General features: G+C 34.9%; 18 protein-coding genes, 1 pseudogene and 1 riboswitch. Of the genes and pseudogenes, 14 read left to right on the forward strand and 5 right to left on the reverse strand.

Annotated elements, in window-relative coordinates:
- Window positions 1–47 precede the first annotated feature (47 nt).
- Window positions 48–506, reverse strand: a complete 459-nt coding sequence (locus ABH955_RS01905) for a hypothetical protein (RefSeq protein WP_016096650.1) — start codon at window positions 504–506, stop codon at window positions 48–50.
- Window positions 507–747: 241 nt separating this feature from the next.
- Window positions 748–1,122 (reverse strand): winged helix-turn-helix transcriptional regulator, encoded by a 375-nt coding sequence (locus ABH955_RS01910; protein ID WP_016127314.1) that lies wholly within the window; start codon window positions 1,120–1,122, stop codon window positions 748–750.
- A gap of 109 nt (window positions 1,123–1,231) precedes the next feature.
- On the opposite strand from ABH955_RS01910, the gene ABH955_RS01915 reads away from it, so the two are divergent.
- The gene (locus tag ABH955_RS01915) at window positions 1,232–1,918 is read left to right on the forward strand and encodes an NAD(P)H-dependent oxidoreductase (protein WP_404456829.1); all 687 of its coding nucleotides are present in this window, start codon (window positions 1,232–1,234) and stop codon (window positions 1,916–1,918) included.
- 84 nt (window positions 1,919–2,002) lie between these two features.
- Here ABH955_RS01915 and ABH955_RS01920 read toward each other — a convergent pair whose 3' ends face one another.
- Window positions 2,003–3,676, reverse strand: coding sequence for an alkaline phosphatase (locus ABH955_RS01920; RefSeq protein WP_404490819.1), 1,674 nt, complete (start codon window positions 3,674–3,676; stop codon window positions 2,003–2,005).
- 267 nt (window positions 3,677–3,943) lie between these two features.
- Here ABH955_RS01920 and ABH955_RS01925 point away from each other — a divergent pair, with 267 nt between their 5' ends.
- Window positions 3,944–4,996 carry a pyruvate kinase gene (locus ABH955_RS01925; protein WP_404458290.1) on the forward strand — a complete coding sequence of 351 codons (1,053 nt, stop codon included), beginning with the start codon at window positions 3,944–3,946 and terminating at the stop codon, window positions 4,994–4,996.
- A gap of 363 nt (window positions 4,997–5,359) precedes the next feature.
- Complete coding sequence (locus ABH955_RS01930) at window positions 5,360–5,641, forward strand: DUF1292 domain-containing protein (protein WP_003190466.1); 282 nt, start codon at window positions 5,360–5,362, stop codon at window positions 5,639–5,641.
- 195 nt (window positions 5,642–5,836) lie between these two features.
- On the opposite strand, the gene ABH955_RS01935 is transcribed toward ABH955_RS01930, so the two are convergent.
- On the reverse strand, window positions 5,837–7,132 hold the full coding sequence (locus ABH955_RS01935) for a histidine--tRNA ligase (protein ID WP_404458305.1): 1,296 nt from the start codon (window positions 7,130–7,132) through the stop codon (window positions 5,837–5,839).
- Window positions 7,133–7,474: 342 nt separating this feature from the next.
- Between ABH955_RS01935 and ybaK the strand changes: the two genes are divergently transcribed.
- The 7 genes from ybaK (at window position 7,475) to ABH955_RS01970 (ending at window position 15,045) form a co-directional block, all read left to right on the forward strand.
- A complete protein-coding gene (gene ybaK, locus ABH955_RS01940; RefSeq protein WP_097833175.1) occupies window positions 7,475–7,951 on the forward strand; it encodes a Cys-tRNA(Pro) deacylase in 477 nt (158 codons plus the stop codon).
- Window positions 7,952–8,647: 696 nt separating this feature from the next.
- Complete coding sequence (locus ABH955_RS01945) at window positions 8,648–8,830, forward strand: hypothetical protein (protein WP_000875167.1); 183 nt, start codon at window positions 8,648–8,650, stop codon at window positions 8,828–8,830.
- A 178-nt stretch (window positions 8,831–9,008) separates the two neighbouring features.
- Complete coding sequence (locus ABH955_RS01950; RefSeq protein WP_404448557.1) at window positions 9,009–9,884, forward strand: PhzF family phenazine biosynthesis protein; 876 nt, start codon at window positions 9,009–9,011, stop codon at window positions 9,882–9,884.
- 342 nt (window positions 9,885–10,226) lie between these two features.
- Window positions 10,227–11,351 carry a helix-turn-helix domain-containing protein gene (locus ABH955_RS01955; protein WP_404448559.1) on the forward strand — a complete coding sequence of 375 codons (1,125 nt, stop codon included), beginning with the start codon at window positions 10,227–10,229 and terminating at the stop codon, window positions 11,349–11,351.
- Window positions 11,352–11,367: 16 nt separating this feature from the next.
- The gene (locus tag ABH955_RS01960; RefSeq protein ID WP_404448561.1) at window positions 11,368–12,393 is read left to right on the forward strand and encodes an alpha/beta hydrolase family protein; all 1,026 of its coding nucleotides are present in this window, start codon (window positions 11,368–11,370) and stop codon (window positions 12,391–12,393) included.
- Between the two features lie 186 nt (window positions 12,394–12,579).
- Window positions 12,580–12,683, forward strand: a riboswitch (purine riboswitch).
- A 177-nt stretch (window positions 12,684–12,860) separates the two neighbouring features.
- A complete protein-coding gene (locus ABH955_RS01965; protein WP_404458296.1) occupies window positions 12,861–13,742 on the forward strand; it encodes a 5'-methylthioadenosine/S-adenosylhomocysteine nucleosidase in 882 nt (293 codons plus the stop codon).
- A 475-nt stretch (window positions 13,743–14,217) separates the two neighbouring features.
- Window positions 14,218–15,045: an endonuclease I family protein gene (locus ABH955_RS01970; protein ID WP_016135002.1), complete on the forward strand. Its 828-nt coding sequence runs from the start codon at window positions 14,218–14,220 to the stop codon at window positions 15,043–15,045.
- Window positions 15,046–15,187: 142 nt separating this feature from the next.
- Here the strand turns inward: ABH955_RS01970 and ABH955_RS01975 are convergent, their stop codons facing one another.
- Window positions 15,188–16,618, reverse strand: a complete 1,431-nt coding sequence (locus ABH955_RS01975) for a YfcC family protein (RefSeq protein ID WP_404448563.1) — start codon at window positions 16,616–16,618, stop codon at window positions 15,188–15,190.
- Window positions 16,619–16,816: 198 nt separating this feature from the next.
- On the opposite strand from ABH955_RS01975, the pseudogene rraA reads away from it, so the two are divergent.
- From rraA to ABH955_RS01995, 4 genes and pseudogenes are all read left to right on the forward strand, one after another.
- A pseudogene (rraA, locus tag ABH955_RS01980) lies at window positions 16,817–17,302 on the forward strand (ribonuclease E activity regulator RraA).
- Between the two features lie 395 nt (window positions 17,303–17,697).
- Window positions 17,698–19,482, forward strand: a complete 1,785-nt coding sequence (locus ABH955_RS01985; RefSeq protein ID WP_404490820.1) for a DUF4430 domain-containing protein — start codon at window positions 17,698–17,700, stop codon at window positions 19,480–19,482.
- 56 nt (window positions 19,483–19,538) lie between these two features.
- Window positions 19,539–20,351, forward strand: a complete 813-nt coding sequence (locus ABH955_RS01990) for a DUF4430 domain-containing protein (RefSeq protein ID WP_404490821.1) — start codon at window positions 19,539–19,541, stop codon at window positions 20,349–20,351.
- 28 nt (window positions 20,352–20,379) lie between these two features.
- Entirely contained in the window at window positions 20,380–21,264 is an 885-nt protein-coding gene (locus ABH955_RS01995; protein WP_404448570.1) for an energy-coupling factor transporter transmembrane component T, read from the forward strand.
- Window positions 21,265–21,608: the final 344 nt, after the last annotated feature.

The raw sequence follows: 21,608 nt of genomic DNA on the forward strand, positions 1-21,608 counted from the left end.
GCTAGCAAAAGCTAACTGCTCCAATCGGTAATATTATTCCAAAAGTACTATTTTTCAAACTCGTCTAGTGCTCTTGCAGCAATTTTGACTTTAGAAAATGCACCACTGTTATTTTTAAATACAATCTGGTATTTACCATTAGGAAGCCAATCAGACCACTCAGTACTAAATTCATTAATAGTTTGTTGTCCAGGTGTTAACTTTCCGTTTGATAACCATCCACCTTTAGAATTATATAAATCATAACTGAAAGTTTCATTACCAATATTTTTAAGGAAAACTCTTAGATCCTTCCCGCCTTCATGGTGAAATTTGTAAATTCCTGAACCGTAAAAAGCGAATTCTTCATTAGCCTCTAAAGCATATTGAACTGGTGGAAGTTGCACTTGATTAGACTCAGTACTTGCAGGACTTACCTTTGTTTCTTCGGTTGCCGCGAATGTTGAAGTTTGACCTAAGCCGATAAGAGATGCAGCAATTACAGGGATAGCTAAGAATTTTTTCAAGACAAACACTCCTTATGGTTTTTAATTGAGATTTGCTCTCAAACACATAACAACCAATTAAGGTGAATATATTAATAGATAAATATTATGTTTTACAAAAGTAAGCAATAATTTACAAATAACGCAACATATTGACAAAAAGTTAAATAAAATAATCCTTTTACTCAAAAAAAAATCGCCTGTATACTAAGAGGCAATCTTTTTTGAGTTGTTTGTAATGGCTAATTACAGGTTTTAAATACTATTTATTGTTATCTCTACTTTCCAAAACCTGCTCCATATTATTAGTCGCCCATTCCATCATTAAAAGGATAATTGGACGTAATGACTCGCCAAGTTCAGTTAACGAATATTCTACTTTAGGGGGCACTTCACGATATACCTCCCGATGTACGATGCCATCTGCTTCAAGTTCTCTAAGTTGAAGTGTTAACATTCTTTGGGTGATATTAGGTTTTAATCTTTTTAATTCATTAAATCGTTTCTTACCATCTAATAAATGATAAAGAATAACACCTTTCCATTTTCCGCCAATAACCTCGACCATAGCTTCTACTGGACAAGAATATTTATTTAAAAATGGATAATTTACATCATCTTCTTTTGAACTAATCATAAAAAGACTCTCCCTTAACAATAGTATCTTTTTTGATACTATAGCACATAAATGTGCGTACTTGTAACGTTGATACTTAAAAAATATAATTTAGTTGAGTAATAAATTAATGAAAAGAGGATTTTTTATGACTAACACAAAACAAAAAATTATAGAAGCTTTTAACTTTAGACATGCATGTAAAGAATTTGATCCTATGAAGAAAATTTCAGAAGATGATTTTAAATTTATTTTAGAAACAGGAAGATTATCTCCTTCTTCTTTTGGATATGAGCCTTGGAAATTTATTGTGGTACAAAATAAAGAATTAAGAGAAAAACTATTACCATATTCATGGGGAGCAGGTGGGCAACTTTCAACAGCAAGTCATTTTGTCATTGTTCTTTCAAGAAACATCAAAGATATGCACTATGATGCAGAGTATATTCAGCACATGATGAAAGATATTATTGGATTGCCTGAAGAAGCCCAACAAATGAGATATGAATTCTTCAAAAAATTCCAAGAATCGGATTTTAAATTGTTAGACTCCGAACGTGCTGTATTTGATTGGTCATCAAAGCAATCTTATATTGTTTTAGCTAATATGATGACTAGTGCAGCTCAAATCGGTATTGATTCTTGTCCAATGGAAGGATTCGATAAAGAAAAAGTAGATTCTTTACTTCGTCAAGAAGGAATTTTAAAAGATGATAATCTTGAGGTATCAGTTATGGTTGCATTCGGATACCGTAAAGGAGAACCAAAATTTAATAAAACAAGACAAACTATGGATACTATTGTTGAATGGATTTAATAAGATAAATTTGTATCCATATAACGAAAAAAACGCTACCCTTTCTATAGAAAGGATAGCGTTTTTTTATGTCTGTTTTTAAATTTAGCGAGAATGCTTTGTGAATAGTTGAATTGCTTTTTCAGGGACATAGAATTTCCCGTTGCTTTCTACAACGATGCCTCCTAATTCATAATCTTTCCCACCAATATAGATAATGTTTTTATTAACAAACAATTTGGCCGCCGTATTATTGCGTTTTACTACAAGCACCGGGTTTCGTACATCTTTTTTGTCAATCGTTACAGTTGCACCAATTTGTTTAAAGGATGTTTCAGCATCTAAGAATAATTTCTTAGATAATTCTCCTAATTGAAAGCCCATTGCTTTGGCCATTATTTTCGCAACGTCTGTATTTTGGACTAAACCGTATGGCTTTTGAGGACCGTAAGAGTATAAGAATACATCTTCACCCGTATGACCACCAGTTGTAAAACCGATGTTCGCACGGTTGGCCAATAATTTAGTAAGGATTGGACCTACATCAGCTTTCTTATGTGCAGCGTTTAACTTTTCTCTTTCATCCTCAGTTAGGTCGTCTAAACCGTAAAGAGCAGCGACCTCTTTTATATTAGATAAATCATCTTTTAGTTTATTTGTAGCACCTTCAAGTGTCATTTTCGCCTTTTTCAGTGGGGCAATGTAAGCTGATACTGGTGTAGTATCATAGCCTTTTGTGGTATTGCTGTTACCAATGGAAATACCGCTATTACCATGATCCGCTAAAGCAATGACCATAGTGTTACCGTCTTTCTTCGCAAATTCTAATGCTTCTGTAACTGCATCATCAAATGCCAATACATCGCTAATCATCCCGATTGGATCATTTGCATGTGCTGCCCAATCTGCCTTACTACCTTCTACAAATAAGAAGAAACCATCTTTATCTTTTGATAATGTTTGAATTGCTTTTCTCGTCATCTGGGAAAGAGTTGGCTGCTTAGGATTGGTTATTCTACGATCCATATCGAACGCAAGGGCAGTATTAGAGAAAGAACCCCAGATTTTATTTGATTTGGAGTTTAATAACGCATCTTTTGTTTCGACAAAGTCGTACCCTTTGTCTTGTATCACTTTTACTAAATCTTCGTTGTCTTTACGAATTCCGTTGCTTGTCGTAGGCTGAAGTGCTGCTTTTCCACCACCTAATACAACTTCTATATTTTGATACACTTGCTGTTCACCAAGTACTTCGAAATCTTTACGGTTAACGTGGTGGGCAGAGAAACTAGCCGGAGTAGCATGTTGAATTTCTGATGTAGCAATGATTCCTGTCGCGCGGCCGGAACGTTTTGCGCCTTCTAAGATGTTGGCAACTGGACGAAACTTGCATTCTTCTTTCACTGGTTCTAAGCCAGGTGAATTCACAACAGAAGGTAATACGCCCACGTAGCCTGAATTTGATTTATTTCCTGTCGCTAAAGCTGTGGCTGCTGGTGCAGAGTCCGTAATAGCCGATTCTGCTGAGTATGTACGAACACCTCCGGATACAATTTGATCTAGCGCAAGAGGTGAACCTTTGTACCACCGGGCTAATGTTGTAGCAGAAGAACTTGTCCCATCTATAACCATGAAAATCACATTTTTAGGTTGCTTTCCTGCTTTTTTTACCTCAGCTTTTACCTCATTATCGTTCATTATGATTCCTGTTGCTAATGTAAATAGTGCTACCGTTCCCGCTAATGTTAGTCCCATTATTTTTTTTCGAAGAGTAGTCATTGTGGTTCCTCCATAGGTCGTTTTCGATATCCCAATCTAACGTTCGTATGTAAACAAGATTTATTATTAGTAGTACCCCATTGCAACGAAACTAACAATAACGATTGAGTCAAAATGTTGGGCACAAAAAGTTAAATTAAAGCTATTTCTTCAGCAAAATATTCTCTTCAAATAAAACCTCTTTGCACCCTTAGTTACACGGTCTTTCCTATAAAAAGAATCTTCTCTTTATTTTATGGGAAACATTTAAAAAAGGATGGTGGGGACATGACAATTGATCGAGTTTGTACAATTGGGCCAGCGAGTAATAATGATGAAACGTTAGCGCAGTTAATAAACAATGGTATGAAAATTGTTCGGTTAAATTTATCACATGGTACGCATGAAAGTCATAAAGACATCATTCGTTTAGTAAAATCGTTAGACGATTCTATTAAAATTCTAGGGGATGTACAAGGTCCTAAAATAAGATTGGGTGAAATGAAAGAAGAACAAATTACACTTGAAGCAGGGGAGTTATTTACTTTATATACCAATCCAGTGCAAGGGAATAAAGAAGAAGCAAGTGTTGATTATGTGGGGATTGCGAATGACGTAAAAGTTGGAAGTAGAATTCTTATTAATGATGGAGAAGTTGAGTTAATCGTTGAAAAGATAAGTTCGGAAAAAATAGAAACAAGAATAAAAACAGGTGGCAATATTTCCTCTCATAAAGGGGTGAACTTACCAGGTACAATTGTTAGTTTGCCAGCTATTACGGAGAAAGATAAAAAAGATATTCAATTTCTTCTAGAAGAGGAAGTTGATTTTATTGCGTGTTCTTTCGTTCGAAAACCTAGTCATATAAAGGAAATACGAAGTTTTATACATGAACATAAAGAAACTTCCCCAAATTTAATTGCAAAAATAGAAACGCTGGAAGCAATCGAGAATTTTCAAGACATATGCAAAGAAGCGGATGGCATTATGATTGCAAGGGGAGATTTAGGTGTGGAATTGCCGTATCAATTTATTCCACTGTTACAAAAAATGATGATTCGTGAGTGCAATCGAACGAATACATATGTCATTACAGCGACACAAATGCTTCAATCTATGGTAGATCATTCTATTCCTACAAGAGCTGAGGTGACAGATGTATTTCAAGCTGTATGGGACGGGACGAATGCTGTTATGCTTTCTGCTGAAAGTGCGTCAGGAGATCATCCAATCGAAAGTGTGAAAACGTTACGTCTCGTTTCTGAATTCGCTGAGCATGTAAAAAAAGACGGTCCTTTTGCGATGAAAGATGTATTGGAATTGCTGCATAAGTCTCTTTAGTTTATATAGAAGGATTTATCTCTCATCCTAAAAACGTACGGAAAGGAATCAGGATAGGAGGTGCTATTTTAGTATTTACTTACAGATTGAAAGGTGGCATTCCATCTGCCTATATGAAAGAATCATTATGGGACATGGAGGTCTTTCGGAAATCTAAAGAAGGATTTTAAATTAATTAATCCAATTATCTCATTTAAAATATGTTCATTCCTATTCATAAATGATATCCTTATAGTTGAATACTTTTGCTGAATCAGCAAGAATTTGTTGTTCTTTCTGTATGAATTCAACTTTTTTATGGAAAGATATGTTAGTAAGTGTGCAATTTGAACGTTTTATTTTTTAGAGTATGATAGGAGGAGAATGAATATGGAAGCAATTGAAGTAGGCGAAATTTTTAGTCTTACCGATGAGAATAATGAAGAACAGGAAGTTGAAGTGCTTGGAGCGATGGATGTCGAAGGTGCAGAATACATTGCGGTTGCCTTTGTAGAAGACATTCAAACAGAAACTGAGGAAGACATTGATATCTTCTTTTTAAAAATAGAAGAAGATAATGAATTCTCATACATAGAGAATGACGAGGAATTTGAAAAAGTATCTGCGGCGTTCGAGAAGATTATGGACGAGCAAGAACAAGAATAATAATAAAAAGAGTTAGACAAAAAGAGGGAGATGCATATTTGCCCTCTTTTTTTTATATGGTTGAAAATCATATTTATATCAATCGATAATTATATTATGTAAACTAAATGGTTTTTAATCCCGCTATTTGTGGGCAGTAAAAGCCTTCACTTTATTTCTTCACTAGAAAAACCACCCAAATGAGGGTGGCGCTTATTATATATAGTTATTAAATGTGTTATTTTCCAAGGAAGAGAGGGGAATCTTCACTTCAGTACCTTCCTTCATATTACGCAATACAACTGTTTCTGTAGATAGTTCCTCTTCACCAATTATTAGTACATACGGGATATTTTCTTTATTGGCATAATTAAGGGCACGTTTCAATTTACGTCCGGCTAGTTCAAGTTCGATTTTTAAGGAAGTAGTAGAACGCAATTGCTGGGCGATTTGTAAACATTGTAATTCTGTCCCGAGTGGAATGATAAAAAGATCTGCTGTAGATGATGTTGTTGCTTTCTGTGATAGAGCTGTATAAATGACATCTAATCCGAATGAAATACCGACTGTTGGATAGTTCATATTATCACCACGGAATGCTCCGATAATATTATCGTATCGACCACCGCTACCGATGCTAGATGTAATGCTAGCGTCTTTTAGAAAGATTTCATACACAGTGCCTGTATACATTGTGAGTCCTCTTGCTAAAAACGGATTGAATATCGTATTTTCATTTATTCCGAGAGCGAGTAAGTATTGCTGTAGTTGTTGTAGCTCCTCTACTCCATCGGCGACAAGTGTATTATTGAAAGTGTCTTTAAAGTCGGCAATAGGGAGCTTTAGGCAAGATAAAACAGTATTACATATGGTATCGGCCATTTCTACAGTAATCCCGCGCTCCAATACATCTTTTCGTACACCATCAATCCCAATCTTTTCGATTTTATCCAATGATAAAATTACGTCACTCGTTAATTCGGTAGGGATGTTAATAGACTGGAGAATACCATTTAATAATTTTCGATTATTATATTGAATCGTTACTTCTAAGTTTAACGTTCGGAATAGTTCAAACGCCATGCTCATGAGTTCAGCTTCCGCCATGACTGATTCTACACCGACTATATCAACGTCACATTGAATGAACTCACGGAATCTTCCTTGTTTAATTGGCCCATCTCGAAATACTTTTCCAATTTCATATCGTTTAAAAGGAAGGCGGATATTTGGGTTCATCGCGACAACTTTTGCGAATGGAATTGTTAAATCGTAACGTAAGGCAAGGTCGCGTTTTCCTTGATCCTTAAGCGTATATATTTCTTTTAAAATCTCATCACCACCGCCGTACTTGTATGACATAAGTTCATACATATTTAACGTTGGAGTTTCTAAAGGTTTACATCCATATCGCTCAAACGTATCTTCACATGCTCTTTTAATTTTATTTCGCAGTACTTGTTCCTCTGGTAAATAGTCTTTTGTTCCTTTTACATTTTTCATTTCCACTATAATCACTCCTCTTTTAAATTAAAAAAAGCTATGCAGGTATAAAAATACCCACATAGCTTTATGAACGCTTCGTGGGTCAACAGGAATAGCCCTGTACCCACGAAGAAAAATTTTTCTTCGGATACACGGCGTTACGTATGATGATGAAGTTGGAAAGAAGTATTAAAAGTTCGCATTACAAATCTCTCCTTAACATAAGTTTTTCCAAATTATATCAGATGAATTTAGAAATATCAATATTTTCAGTTTTGGAGAATACGTGAAGTTATGTAGGAGAAATTGAAAAGAGTGTATAATAAAAGAAAACTTAATAATATGAAATAACTTTTTAAGGAGAACACTATGAAAAAAGATAAAACAAATGCGATGCGAATATTAGATAAAGAAAAAATTGAATATTCCATGATGTCATATGATCCGGACGATGGGAAAATTGATGGCGTATCAGTTGCCGAGAAAATTGGACGAGAAGTGAGAGAAGTATATAAAACGTTAATCGCTCAAGGGAATAGTAAAAATTATCATGTTTTTATCATTCCAGTAGATGAGGAACTAAATTTAAAAGCAGCCGCAAAAGCAGTAAGTGAAAAGAAGATTGAAATGATTCCTGTTAAAGATATTACGAAAGTTTCAGGGTATATTCGCGGCGGTTGTTCACCGGTCGGAATGAAGAAGTTATTTTCTACATGCATTGATGAGAGCGCACAAATACTTGAAACGATGATAGTAAGCGGCGGGAAAATCGGTATACAAATTGAGCTGAAAGTTGATGACTTGGCGAAAGTGACGAGAGCGCAGTTTGGTGAGGTAACGAAGTAAATATACATAGAGGAAGAAGTTCTAGTTTTATTAAATTCAGATAATAATTTATAGGATAGTTAGTCCATTATGAGGGCGGATTATCCTTTTTTATTTACATAATGAATGAAATGAAAAGAGATTGAATTTTTAGTTTAATCAGTATAATATGGATGTGTAATTTTAATCATTTGTTTGGCTCTAGGAGGAGTACAATGCCTCGTTGCAAGGACTTTAAATAAACAAGCAGAGTTACTTTTAAAGATAGACAAAGGACGGGAGAGTGTTTTAATGAGGGTTCAAGAAATACCCATAAGAAAGCACATATTGGGGGATGCCAGTATTTTGGAAAAACCCTACGCTAACTAAAATCATGCAAGATTTTATACAGTTTTTTGGCTAATCCAGTAACAAACAAGAGCCCTAAAACCGTGCCAGGATAGGAATGTATAAAAAAATGTATAGATTCATAGAACTAAAAAAGAAGGTTCCCTTGTGAGTGCAGGGTTCTCCTTTTTCCTTGCTACCGATAATGAGACGTTACGTTAACTGATCATGTATACAATATGCAACTAAAATCAAACAACATATCATCTCTCTTAAATGGTAAAATAAGGGAAGTGTATTCTAAATAATACCTTTAGAAACCACTATTTATCACATAGAGGTTACCGAAAAAAAGAGATGAAAAAGAAAAAAAGTAAAGGAGGGGCATAAGTGAAATATATTAATGGATTGTACATATCACTTATATTGATGATGTTCATTAATTTACTTAATATTACAATGTTTGATAATAAATACTCAGGGATAACAATGTATATCTCTTCCGTTATATTCACAATTGGAAGCGCATTTTTCATAAATGCAAAACGGCTTAAAATTAGTGAGAAAAAATAAAACCTCTTGCAACTCAAAATCACTTAAGTCCTCCAGTTAAACAATCTGAAGGACTTTTAATAATTTTCTAAATACATTGAGTCCCGATAATAGGACGTTATGTTAATTAGGGATGTATGGAATGTACATGTCACTTTTTATATCTACAACATGATATACTGGGAAAAAAGGGAAAGAAGTGATTGGATTGAAGATTAAAACATATATGTTAAACGCCTTCACTAAAAATACAAAAGGTGGGAATCCAGCTGGGGTTGTTTTAGACACAAAGGATCTTACAACAAAAGATATGCAAGCTATTGCAAACAAACTAAATTTCTCCGAAACTGCCTTTGTACTTCCTTCTGTAAATTCAGATTACGAAATTAAATATTTTACACCAAATGAAGAAGTTGCCATATGTGGACATGCTACAATTGCCACTTTTTCCTTATTAGCCCAAATGAAAGAAATAAATTCAAAAGTGTATACAATAAAGACTAAAGCGGGGATGCTTAACGTAAAAATTGACGAAAATAAAATGATATCTTTACAACAAAATCTCCCTGATTTTCTTACAACACTTCCTTGTAAAGAAATTATTGAATCTTTAAATCTAGATGAAGAACAACTAATACCTGATATGCCTATTCAAATCGTATCTACAGGTTTACACGATATTATTATACCTGTCAGAAAACTTTCAGACTTGTTAAAGATTATTCCTGATATGAAGAGGATTGCTGAAATAAGTAAGAAATATAATGTAATTGGTTATCATGTATTTACACTGGAAACACTATATAATTCTACAGCTCATTGCAGAAACTTTGCACCTTTGTTTAATGTTCCAGAAGAAAGTGCCACTGGTACATCAAATGCAGCACTAGCATGTTATTTAATAAAACAAAATAAAAATTTTAAAAAACATAATACCTTCACTTTTGAGCAAGGATATGTAATGGATCAGCCTTCAGAGATTATTGTAAATGTATCAACTGATTTTAATAATATTACAGATGTTCACGTAGGAGGCTTTACTTCTAATTTTCAAGAAAAACATATTATTATTTAAGAAAAATAACTTCCACTTTCGAAAATTATGTAAATAAGCTGTTCACTGGATTCTCATAGAAAACTGTGGTGAGATGAAATTTTTGATTTTGAAGCACTTCAAAATCTTAGCTAGATGGCTATGTGTCGGTACCTCACAAATCAAAGGCAGGAACATATCAAATATGTTCCTGCCTTTGATTTTATTAAGTTTAACATCTATGACCTAAATATAATAAAATTTGGAGCTTCTTTTTATGTTAGAGAGATGTTTCCTAACAGTTGATTTTGTTAACGAAAGTCGACTCTAAATCCATATTTTATGTGGAATAAAGAACATATAATAAAAGTATGAGGTGATACAGTGAGAGAGATTCATATTCATAAAATCATTGCGGATAAGAGAAAAGAAAAGGGAATTACACAGGAAGAGTTAGCGACGTATATCGGTATTACGAAGGCATCTGTCTCCAAATGGGAGACGGGGCAGAGTTATCCGGATATTACATTTTTACCACTGTTAGCATCGTACTTTAACATAAGTATAGATGAATTAATCTGTTATACACCACAAATGGAACAGGAAGATATTAAAAATTTATATCATAGACTAGCGGAAGCTTTTAGTGAAGAACCGTTTGATGAAGTAATGATGGAGTGCAGAGAAATGATTAAAAAATATTATTCTTGTTTTCCATTATTACTTCAAATGGGGCTACTTTTTATTAACCACCATATGTTAACAGAGGATACGGATAAAAGAACTGAAATTTTAGAAGAGGCAATGTATCTCTTTAGCCGAGTGCAGGAAGAAAGTGAAGATGTTTCTCTTGTGAAAGAGGCGGTATCGTTTCAAGCAACTTGCTATCTTATACTCAATAGACCAAATGAGGTGCTTCAATTACTTGGCGAAACGATACGTCCTAACTTTCCAGAGGAAGATCTAATCGCGAAGGCGTATCAAATGCTTGGAAATACTGAGAAGGCGAATGAAATGATGCAAATTAGTATGTATCAACATTTAATACAACTCGTTGCGACAATACCGAATTATGTAGTAGTAAATGCCTCAAACGCTGAAAAGGTAGAGGTAATTTTAAATAGAGCTTTCATGTTAATAGACATGTATGAAATAGAAAAACTACATCCTAATATGACTTTAAAAGTATACTATGCTGCTGCACAAGTATATTGCATGCAAGAAAATTTTGAAGGTTCATTAGAAATGCTACGGAAGTATGCAGCAGTTTGTGCGGATAGCTTTACAGTAAATAGCCTGCATTTACACGGCGATTCATATTTTGATGCGATTGATGGATGGTTTGCAGAATTTCCGCTTGGCGCTAAAACGGTTAGAAATGAGGATATTATAAAGCGAAGCATGCTACAAGGTATTGCAGAGAACCCGATTTTCGCATCGATGAAAGATGTAAGAGAGTACAAAAATATAATAGCGAGTTTGAAGTTTAAATTGGATATAAAAGAATAGAGGGAGGATAAATATAATGACTTTTGATGAATATGAAGTAGCGATAAATAGTGAATTTACTTTGCGCGGTACGATTACTAAACCGAAAGCTGACGGGAAGTATGCTGCTGTTGTCATTATCGCTGGATCTGGAGAAGTTGATCGTGATGGAACGATAGTGCCACTGAATATGAAAGGGAATATGTATAAAGACTTGGCACATCTAATTACAAACCTCGGAGTAGTTACATTACGTTTTGATAAACGTGGTGTTGGAGCAAGTAGGGGTGAATTTATGAAAGCTGGGATGTGGGATTTAGTATCCGATATAGAAGCTGTTATTGCGTATTTGAAAGAGCAACCATTTGTTGATCCGGAAAATATCATTTTAGCTGGTCATAGTGAAGGGTGTATGTTAGCGACTGTAGTAAACGCAAGAACACCAGTTAATGGACTCATACTTCTTACAGGAGCTGCGGAATCGTTAGAAGAAGCTACTAAAAGACAAAGAGAGATTATTTATAAAGAGTTAAAAGAGCAAAAAGGAATAAAAGGAAAGTTAATGCGTCTTCTCAATATTGAGAAACGGGGAGAAAAGCAGGCGCAAAAAGCAACAGAGAAAATGATAAACTCCAAAAAAGATATTGTTAAAATTGGTTTTAAGCCAATGAATGCAAAATGGCTTAGAGAGCATTTTCAGCATGACATTTATAAAGATTTAATGAAAGTAAAATGTCCAGTACTAGCAATTGCTGGTGATAAAGACTTTCAGACAGATCCTGAAAAAGCGAAGCGAATTGGTGATTATGTTAAAGGTGATTCCGAAGTACATGTAATAAAAAATATGGATCATACCTTAAAATATTTTGAAGGTGATTTTAAAGCGTTAGAATTTAAAAAGATTTATGCGGAAAGTGCAGATAAGCTGCTTCATCCAGAGTTGGAAGAAATAATTGTGAATTGGATAGATGCGCGTTTTATCTCGCAATATGCGGGCAGTAAGACTCTCAGCTCAATATTAGGCGAAGGTGAGGAAGTTGGAAGGGAGAGTAATTGTCTGTAAAAGATCGGTTGTTGTAGGTTAATCTAGTTTAGTATATGGGTTATGAGTTTTTTAGCGTCGTTATCCATTTAGGGATGATAAATCCTAACTATCTAAGTTGTAAAAGCGAACATTCTTATTATTTTTATTAAAAATGTTAACTTTCAGATTGCGTATACACTAATAGTTTGTTATATTACCAATATAATAATTTTAAATAACATCACTCGTATATACTCGGTAATATGGTCCGAGCGTTTCTACCTAGTTCCCAATGAAAGAACTGGACTACGGGTTAAAGTATTCGGTCGTTCGGTGTATTGAGACGCTACCGATCTATAATTTAGCAATGGCCTCATCTTTTGCTTAATTAACTTTGACTACCGTAGTTCTAGAAAGTAGAGATTCTTCTACAATTTCTAGAGCTTTTTTCTTTGGACCAAAACCTCGAGTATAGAAAACAACAAGAGAAAGAGGAGAGATTATTTATGAAGAAAAATCTGTTAAAAAAATATGGTGCCCTAGCAACTACTATCGCATTGTCATTCGCAATACTTGCAGGATGTAATGCTAGTCCAAAACAAGTAGCTGAGGCAAAAAGTAATCAAAACCCTATTTTAATTCAAGGCCCAATGCCAATAGAAGCTGAAAAATTTGCAAAAAGGTTAAAAAATGTGAAAGAAGAAAAATCTGGGAGTTTCGTATTTTATAAAGGAACTGTAGACAATTATCCTGTAATCGTTGCGAAAACAGGTAAAGGAATGGAAAATACAGCAGCCGCTACAGCAGTGGCTATTGAAAAATATAAGCCTATAGCGATTATTAACCAAGGAACATCAGGTGGACATGATCCTAATTTAAACGTATTTGATATTGTTTTAGGAAAACAAGTCGCGAATATAGGGTCATTAAAAACAACAAATATGGATGAGAACCAAGGGATTGAACCGGCAAAATGGATATCTATGGACTTAATGGCTTCTGAAGGAAGTGCAGGAGAAGATCCAAATGCTGAGAAAATCCGATACTATGAGGGAGATAAGGATTTACTTGCAGCAGCTAATGCAGTGAAAGATAAATATACAAAAGGTAAAGTGGTGGAAGGTACTATAGGTTCAGCAGACGTTTGGAATAATGAAGTTGATAGAATTAAGTGGTTCCATACAAAATACGGTACATCTGTAGAAGAAATGGAAGGTGCTGCAGCGGCGCAAATTGCAAAATCTTATGACGTACCATTTTTAGGGATTCGCGTATTATCTAACAATAAAACAAACGGCGGAAAATACAATCCAAATACAGCGGCGGCAAATCAAGAATATGTATATGAAGTAGTTAAAAAGTATATAGATTCGATACCAAATAAATAGTAGTAGTTCTGTCTCAATATAAAAATGTTATCATTACTGCACAATGTGTTGTGAACTCAGAATTACCAAAATTTCTTTAATTAAAATAGATTGGTTCCTTACATGGTATCCAATCTATTTTTGTACTTATTTTTCAGAGGAAGAAGGGTTTTACACCAAAAAATAAAGACAGTTATAGAAAAAAGAAAAGTCGAACGATTTATCAAATATGCATAATTGCATAAAAAAATTGAAATTTATAAGTTAACATTAAACTACTTTTTAATTGTAAAGAATATTTTAATAATCTTTACTAGAGAAGGATATTCCTTGTGAAAAGTAGATAAACAAAAAGTGTGGAAATAATACAGAATCAATAGAGTTTTGTATTAAATAAAAAGAAAAGGATGGGTATGGCTTTCTAAAAGTTTTTGGGGGTTAGAAAGCATTTTTTAGTTAATAGCTTCAAATTATATTTTAAAGGGGAAATGGGTATATGAAGTTTCGAAATACAAAGCTTGCTATGGTTACACTATCTTCATTTTTTATTTTAGGTACTGCATCTCTATCATTCACAGATATCATACACGGTGAAGTAGCTTCTGCATCACCACAAGAGATTACTGTAAAAAGCTATGATGATACATATTATAATAACGCAATAGGAAAAACGGGTTTAGAATTAAAGAAGGAACTTCATAATATTATTGATGATCATACAAAGTTATCATACAGTGCGGTTTGGGAAGCACTAAGAGATACTGATGAAGATCCAAATAATAAAAACAATGTGATACTCTTATATACTGGGCGTTCGCAAGGGAAACTTACGAATGGTTCAGGAGTTGATAATTGGAACCGAGAGCATGTTTGGGCAAAATCTCACGGTGATTTTGGAACGACTGCAGGAGCTGGAACAGATTTGCATCATTTAAGAGCGACGGATGTATCTGTAAATAGCTCACGTGGAAATCTGGATTTTGATAATGGTGGTGTGAATCATTCAGAAGCGACAGAATGTAAGTACGATAGTGATTCTTGGGAACCTCGTGATAGTGTAAAAGGAGATATCGCTAGAATGCTATTTTACATGGCTGTTCGTTATGAAGGAGACAACGGCGAAATAGACTTAGAATTAAATGAAAAGGTGAATAACAATAAAGATCCGTACATGGGTAAACTATCCGTTTTACTAAAATGGAATGAACAAGACCCGGTAGATGATTTAGAGCGAAAGCGTAATGAAGTGATTTTTACGAAATATCAACATAATCGTAATCCTTTTATTGATCATCCAGAATGGGTAAATAAAATTTGGAATTAAAATATTTAAAGGTATTTTACTTTGAGAGAAGGGATTGATCACTATGATCAATCCCTGTTTATATCTATACTAGAATAAGTGATTTTTATAGGATTGGAGAATAGAATAGATATTTTATTAAGTTAAGTATAATATGAGTCTTTTAATACGGTCCCCACTCAATATTCACGCCAACAATAAGAAAAATAAGTCCAATGATAAACCAAATGAATGCAAGTGGAGCCATGAAGCGAATCCATTTTCCATAAGAAATGCCGCTCGCTGCGAGAACGCCCATTAAAACACCGGAAGTTGGATTGAGGCAGTTCACTACACCTTCTCCAAGCATAACAGCCTGTACTGTAACTTGGCGTGTAATATGCATGAAATCGGCTAATGGAGCTAATATCGGAATGAAAATAACAGATTCTCCTGTCCCGGATGAAATGAGGAAATGTAATGCGGCACTACTTACATACATGCCGAGAACGCCAAATACAGGGCTATGTCCTTCGAGAGACTGTGCTAGCTGATTAACAATTGTATCAAGTAATTTGCCTTGTTCTAAAATGACTGAAATACAACGAGCCATTCCGACGATCAAAGCACCGTATATGAGATTTTGGCAGCCCGCTAGAAAAGTAGAAGCGATATCGTTTGCTTTCATGCCACCTATGATTCCTGCTGCAATTGCTATGAAAATAAAAGTAGCGGTCATTTCTGCGTCCGTCCAATGTAGACGAAAAGCGCCTATTAAAAATGCAATTAATGATAAAGCTGAAACGAGTAAAATTAATTTATGACGTATTGTCCAAGGAACTTCTGTTTTCTCTGTTTCTTTCTCACTTGAAAGAGCATTACTTGGAAACCAGTTATCTCCGAGTATGCTTCCTTTATTCAATTTTTTTAAGCGTTTTACATACCAATTAATATACAAAACGGTAGCAATTAAAAAAGAGATATAAATTGCCGTACGTAAACCAATTCCTGAAAACATCGGGAGTTCTGCGATTTTTTGTGAAATGCCTAAAGGTGAGGGAGATAAAATAGTAGCATTAAAACCAGCATAAGTGCCTAAATAAATAATTGCTACGCCGACGATAGCGTCCCATTTTAATGTGCGTGCAACGATGATGCCGATGGGGATAAAGCCGATAACTGAGTTCACGATAATACCAGTCGTTCCGAGAATAGAAAAGAGTGCGGCGACAATACAAATGAAAAGTAATTGCTGATTCCGAAATTTGTTAATTACATGATAGATTAAACCGTCAAGAGCACCTGTTTTTTCAAGAATCGCAATAGCTCCACCTGTAAATAAAATTAAAAAGATGATCGGAGCAGCAAGTGTCATCCCTTTTTCAATAGCGGTAAAAAAAGAAACAAACCCTACCGGCGATTGTGGAACAGAATGATAACTTCCTGGTATTGTCGTTGTAACAGTACCGTTTGTAACTCTTTTAAATTCTCCAGCAGGAACGAAATATGTAGCAATGGCGCAAAGTAAGGCGATAAAAAATAGTAGTACGTACGCGTCAGGCATTTTAAACTTTCGTTTACTCGGCTGTTTTTTTACCTCGGTCTGTAATTGCATAAAACCCCTCCTTTTTCACCTGGTTAATTTTTAATATTCTGAAATTTATCTGTGAAATAGATTATAATAAAGGTGGCTTCTTAAGGCAATAGTTTTTCTATCCTTTTTCTGCACATACAAATTGTTGCAGCATTAGACAGGGAAACGAAAAAAATCCAAGAATATGTAATATAAAAGGAAAAGAAAGGAGGGAAAGAGATGTGGAAAACTACGGATCTATGTGATGAATTTGAAAAGGAATTACAAATATGTCGCCAGTCTTTTCGGTCTTTCGGGAAGAAAAAATAATTCTATGGGAAAATCGCAACGGTAAAAGTGAAGGATGATAATGTACTAGTAAAAGAGGGGTTACAAACACTGCCGGAAGGTACAGTATTAGTTGTTGATGGCGGAGCTTCTAAAAATTGTGCGTTACTCGGTGATAATTTGGCAGCTATTGCGGAAGAAAGAAACTTAGCAGGAATTATTGTAAATGGGTATGTTCGTGATTCTAGTGAATTAAAAAATATTAATATTGGTATTGTAGCGTTAGGGACAATGCCAAATAGAAGTGTAAAAGAAGGAAAAGGAGAAAGAAATATTCCGGTGCAATTTGGTGAAGTTGAATGGAAACCGAATGAATATGTTTATGTAGATGAAGATGGAATTATTGTTAGTGATAAAAGCTTACATAGTGAGGGATGACTTCTAATAATGGAAGGCTATTAAGCTATTATTCTTAGAAAATAAATCCGATAAATCATGGACAAAATTCTTTGTCAATAGTAAAATAATACAGAAAATCAAAATTTGTAGAATGTATAGGTTTATCGTATTTACGATAAAGTGAAATTTTAATCAGTGGGGATTTTGTTCATCCCACTGATTATTAGCCTTCACCAATCGGGCATTTACGGGCAGTTGATCCCTACCTAACTTCTTTGCTTTCGTTGAATTTGAGGTGGGGGTCTTACTGCTCGTTAATGCGGGTAGGAGGTGTTGTACATTTTTGTTCGACACTTACAAAAAGAGAGTGTCAACCGCATACCCTTAAAGGGTCTTTTTTTGTGTGAATGTTAGTAAAGGGAGGGAATTTTGGGATGGCAATGTTAAAGAAATGGCTGCTTACATCATTAATGGCAGTGGCACTTGTATTTGTTTCTTTTGCGAATACAGTACATATTACGTTTGCTGAAGGAAAGACAGCGAAACTTGCAATTATTGGTGAATCACAAAAAGGAATTATGTTATGTCCGAAAGAAGTTTCCATTGAAGATGGAGAAACAGCTTTTAGTTTGCTACAAAAAGTTATGGGTGACAAAGTAACATCTGAAAGTATGTCATTTGGAACGTATATAAAGGGCATCGATGGATTAATGGCCGGAGCAACGAGCGGTTGGTTGTATGATGTAAATGATAAATCTGCAGAAGTTGGTGCGGATAGTTATAAATTAGAGTCTGGGGATGTTGTTGCATTTCGTTACGTTGCAGACTGGAGCAATATGAGTCAACAAACGTTGCAACAAACGTTAGATAAATTTGGCACTTGTAAAACTGTAGAAGAGCCAAAACCAGAAGAACCGAAAACAGAAAAACCAGATGGTAAACCAGAGGAACCGAAAACAGAAAAGCCAGATGGTAAGCCAGAAGAACCGAAAACAGAAAAGCCAGATGGTAAGCCAGAAGAACCGAAAACAGAAAAACCAGATGGTAAACCAGAAGATAAAGTAACAGAACAACCAAAGCAAGAGAAAGTCGAAATTCCAGCAGCACAATTAAACGAAGCGATTTCTAAAACATCAGAAAAGATGTTACAAGATGGAATTGGTAGTGATTGGGTTGCGATTGGACTTGCTCGTTCAGGTGTAAATGTTCCGCTTGAAACGAAAATAAACTATGTTAAGCCAGTAGCTGAAAAGGTTAAGAAGCGTTTAAATCGTTTTTCAGCAACAGATTTAGCTAGAACGATTATTATGATGAATGCAATGAATGTAGATCCTACAAAGGTAGAGGGACAAAATTTAGTACAAAATTTATTTGAATCAGATAAAGTGAATTCCGTTACAGGATACGCATTTACATTACTTGCATTAGATACAAAGAAATATGAGATTCCGGCCGAAGCAAAATGGAATCGAGCTGCTTTAGTACAAGCACTTTTACAAGCCCAGCATACAGACGGTGGCTGGACATATGATAGTTCAAGTAGTAAAGAAAGTGCTAGTAACGTTGATGTAACAAGTATGGTATTAGCAGCATTAGCTCCTTATCAAGATCAAGCAGATGTAAAGCCAGCTATTCAAAAAGCTGTTGATTATTTATACAAGCAGCAGCTAGGTAATGGTGGTTTTGCCGCTGATGGACAAGAGAATTCTAATAGTACTGCACAAGCAATTATTGGACTATCGCTAGTTAAAGATGTAGATCAAGATCGTCTTAATAAAGCAGTACAAAATTTAATGTCATACCAGCTTCCAAATGGTGAGTTCAAATGGTTACCGAGTGATCAAAAAGGTAGCGGAATGGCTACAGAGCAAGCATTTTTAGCGTTACTTCAGTTTGAAGATCTTGGAAAATCGATTTATGATTGGTCAAATGTAGTAGAGAATGAAATCGATACGAAACCAATTGTAGAGCCAGAGACAACTGTAGAAGAAAAAGAAGTTGTAGAACAGCCGAAACAACAAGAAGAGTTACAAAAACAACCAAAAGATGAAAATCTAAAAGTTGTTGTAGATAACGAACGAGTTAATAAAGAAACAAACAAGAATAAGAATCAATTACCACAAACAGGAGCATCTTCTCATAGTGCAGCAACACAAGTAGGTATGGGTGTATTATGTATCGCTTCTGCATATGTATTATGGAGACGTAAAGCAGCTTAACAAAAATTAGGAGCAATCATTTGCTCCTAATTTTATTATGAAAGGTGAGGGGCAGCATGAGTAAGATGAAATGGTTCATTTCTTTAATTCTTTCATTGGGATTATTAGCCGGATGTGAAGAAACGGCTGTAAAACCTGAGAAGAAGGTAGAACCGAAGCTAGAAGAGCAAAAAGAAGTAGCGAAGCAGGAAGAACAAAAAGATGTACCGAAACCGGAAGAGAAGCAAGCTGAACCGGAACAAAAACCACAAGAAGAGCAGAAAGATAAACAAGAACAAAAAGTAGAAGAGAAACCGAAAGAAGAAAAAGCGCAGGAACAGCCTGAAGTAAAGAAAGAAGAGAAACCAAGGGAACAGCCTGCTGCAAATAAACAACCAGAGCAACAAAAAGTACAAGAAGAGAAACCCCAGCAGCCGAAAGCGCCAGAAGTAAAAGAAGAAGCAAAGGTTGTTAATCAGCCAAAAGAAACACCAAAGCAGGAACAAAAGAAAAATCCAGAAGAGAACAATAATGTACCAGCTCCGCCAACACCGGTACCACCACCAGATCCAGATCCAGTACCAGTACCTAAAGCGAAACAAGTCACTATCTCGGTAAAAGGAAATGAAGGGTACTTATTAGGTGCGAAAAAGGTAGATGTACAGGAAGGTGCTACTGTATATAGTGTGCTAAAGAGTACAGGATTAGATGTTGATGCGAGTGGATCTAAAGGTGATGTTTACGTAAAAGGGATTAATGATTTATACGAAAAAGATATAAGTGATACAAGTGGTTGGAAATACCGTGTGAACGGTGCATTTCCGAACCGTAGTGCTGGTGTAGTTACAGTTAAACCAGGAGATACAGTTGAATGGGTGTATGTATACTAAATTAAGAAAGGATCTTCGGTAAAGGACTATGAAAATAAATTTTTCTTCTTTACATCCTTTTGTGAATTTTTTCTATTATATTGGGGTGATGATACTATGTATGATGTGTCTTCATCCTCTTTTTTTAATTGGAGCGATTATACTAATAGTAATCTTAAATATAGTACAGGGAAATGGTGAGAAAATCAGAAAGATGCTACCTAGTACTATCGTATTCTTTCTGATGGTTATTTTATTTAACTCTTTATTAACACATAGAGGAGCGACTACGTTATTTTATTTAGGAGATAGCCGGATTAAGCTTGAGGCTTGTATGTATGGACTTGTTATGGGATTATTATTAGTTGCAATTATGTTTACATTTGCTTCTTATAACGATATTATTTCGAGTCATAAATTTTTATATTTGTTTTCAAGAATTTCACCGAAAGTTGCATTGTTAACGATGATTACAGTGCGATTTGTTCCTTTGTTTATTAGGCGGTTAAAGAAAATTACACTTGTCCAAAAAACGAAAGGTGTACAATTAGATTCAGGTTCACTCATTGAGCGTATAAAAAATGGAATGAAATTACTGCAAGTGTTATTAGTTTGTTCGTTAGAAGATGCACTACAAACAGCAGATTCTATGCAAGCTCGTGGATTTGGTGTAACGAAACGTACGACTTATATTAGGTATAGAATGGAAAGACGCGATTGGTACACGCTAAGTTATTTAAGTATTCTATTTATATCCTCATTCATATTTAGTTATTATGGCGGAGGGAAATTGATCATCTATCCGAAAGTGGAATCAATACTGTTCCAGCAATACGATGGAATTATGTTTTTCCTATTTATGATGTTTATTAGTTTACCGATTGTAATGGAAGGAAGGGTAACTAACTGTTACGATTTATTTAATCAATTATAACTAAAGTTAATTAAATATAGCAGTAAGCCCTGCTAGTCAAGTGATTGGCTAGTAGTGAGGGTTAACTGCGGGCAATCCCTAAAGCTGATTGAACTACAACGTGGCTAGAAATGGTGAGCGTGAATGTTGCGAAAGCAGAAAAAATCAATCAGATGGTGCAAGGTTAAATCCTAAACACTAGAACAATGGGTCTTCCGCATCGAATCATCTAAGTTAAAATTGATAAGATGAACGTTCAACGACTATCTCGTATAACTGACGAGAGTACATCACAAGCCTATGGTGATGGAAAAATCCTCTATCTCTAAAGAGATAAACATATAGTCTGCGCTCATGTGAAAACA

The organism is Bacillus sp. RC240 (assembly GCF_044907945.1).
In the GTDB taxonomy this organism is placed as follows: Bacteria; Bacillota; Bacilli; order Bacillales; family Bacillaceae_G; genus Bacillus_A; species Bacillus_A mycoides.

Coding starts and splice junctions, on each gene's coding strand:
- ABH955_RS01910 (WP_016127314.1), bottom strand. CDS start 1,122: ATGATTAGTTCAAAAGAAGATGATGTAAATTATCCATTTTTAAATAAA.
- ABH955_RS01915 (WP_404456829.1), top strand. CDS start 1,232: ATGAAAAGAGGATTTTTTATGACTAACACAAAACAAAAAATTATAGAA.
- ABH955_RS01920 (WP_404490819.1), bottom strand. CDS start 3,676: ATGACTACTCTTCGAAAAAAAATAATGGGACTAACATTAGCGGGAACG.
- ABH955_RS01925 (WP_404458290.1), top strand. CDS start 3,944: ATGACAATTGATCGAGTTTGTACAATTGGGCCAGCGAGTAATAATGAT.
- ABH955_RS01930 (WP_003190466.1), top strand. CDS start 5,360: ATGAATATGGAAGCAATTGAAGTAGGCGAAATTTTTAGTCTTACCGAT.
- ybaK (WP_097833175.1), top strand. CDS start 7,475: ATGAAAAAAGATAAAACAAATGCGATGCGAATATTAGATAAAGAAAAA.
- ABH955_RS01960 (WP_404448561.1), top strand. CDS start 11,368: ATGACTTTTGATGAATATGAAGTAGCGATAAATAGTGAATTTACTTTG.
- ABH955_RS01965 (WP_404458296.1), top strand. CDS start 12,861: ATGAAGAAAAATCTGTTAAAAAAATATGGTGCCCTAGCAACTACTATC.
- ABH955_RS01970 (WP_016135002.1), top strand. CDS start 14,218: ATGAAGTTTCGAAATACAAAGCTTGCTATGGTTACACTATCTTCATTT.
- ABH955_RS01975 (WP_404448563.1), bottom strand. CDS start 16,618: ATGCAATTACAGACCGAGGTAAAAAAACAGCCGAGTAAACGAAAGTTT.
- ABH955_RS01985 (WP_404490820.1), top strand. CDS start 17,698: ATGGCAATGTTAAAGAAATGGCTGCTTACATCATTAATGGCAGTGGCA.
- ABH955_RS01990 (WP_404490821.1), top strand. CDS start 19,539: ATGAGTAAGATGAAATGGTTCATTTCTTTAATTCTTTCATTGGGATTA.
- ABH955_RS01995 (WP_404448570.1), top strand. CDS start 20,380: ATGAAAATAAATTTTTCTTCTTTACATCCTTTTGTGAATTTTTTCTAT.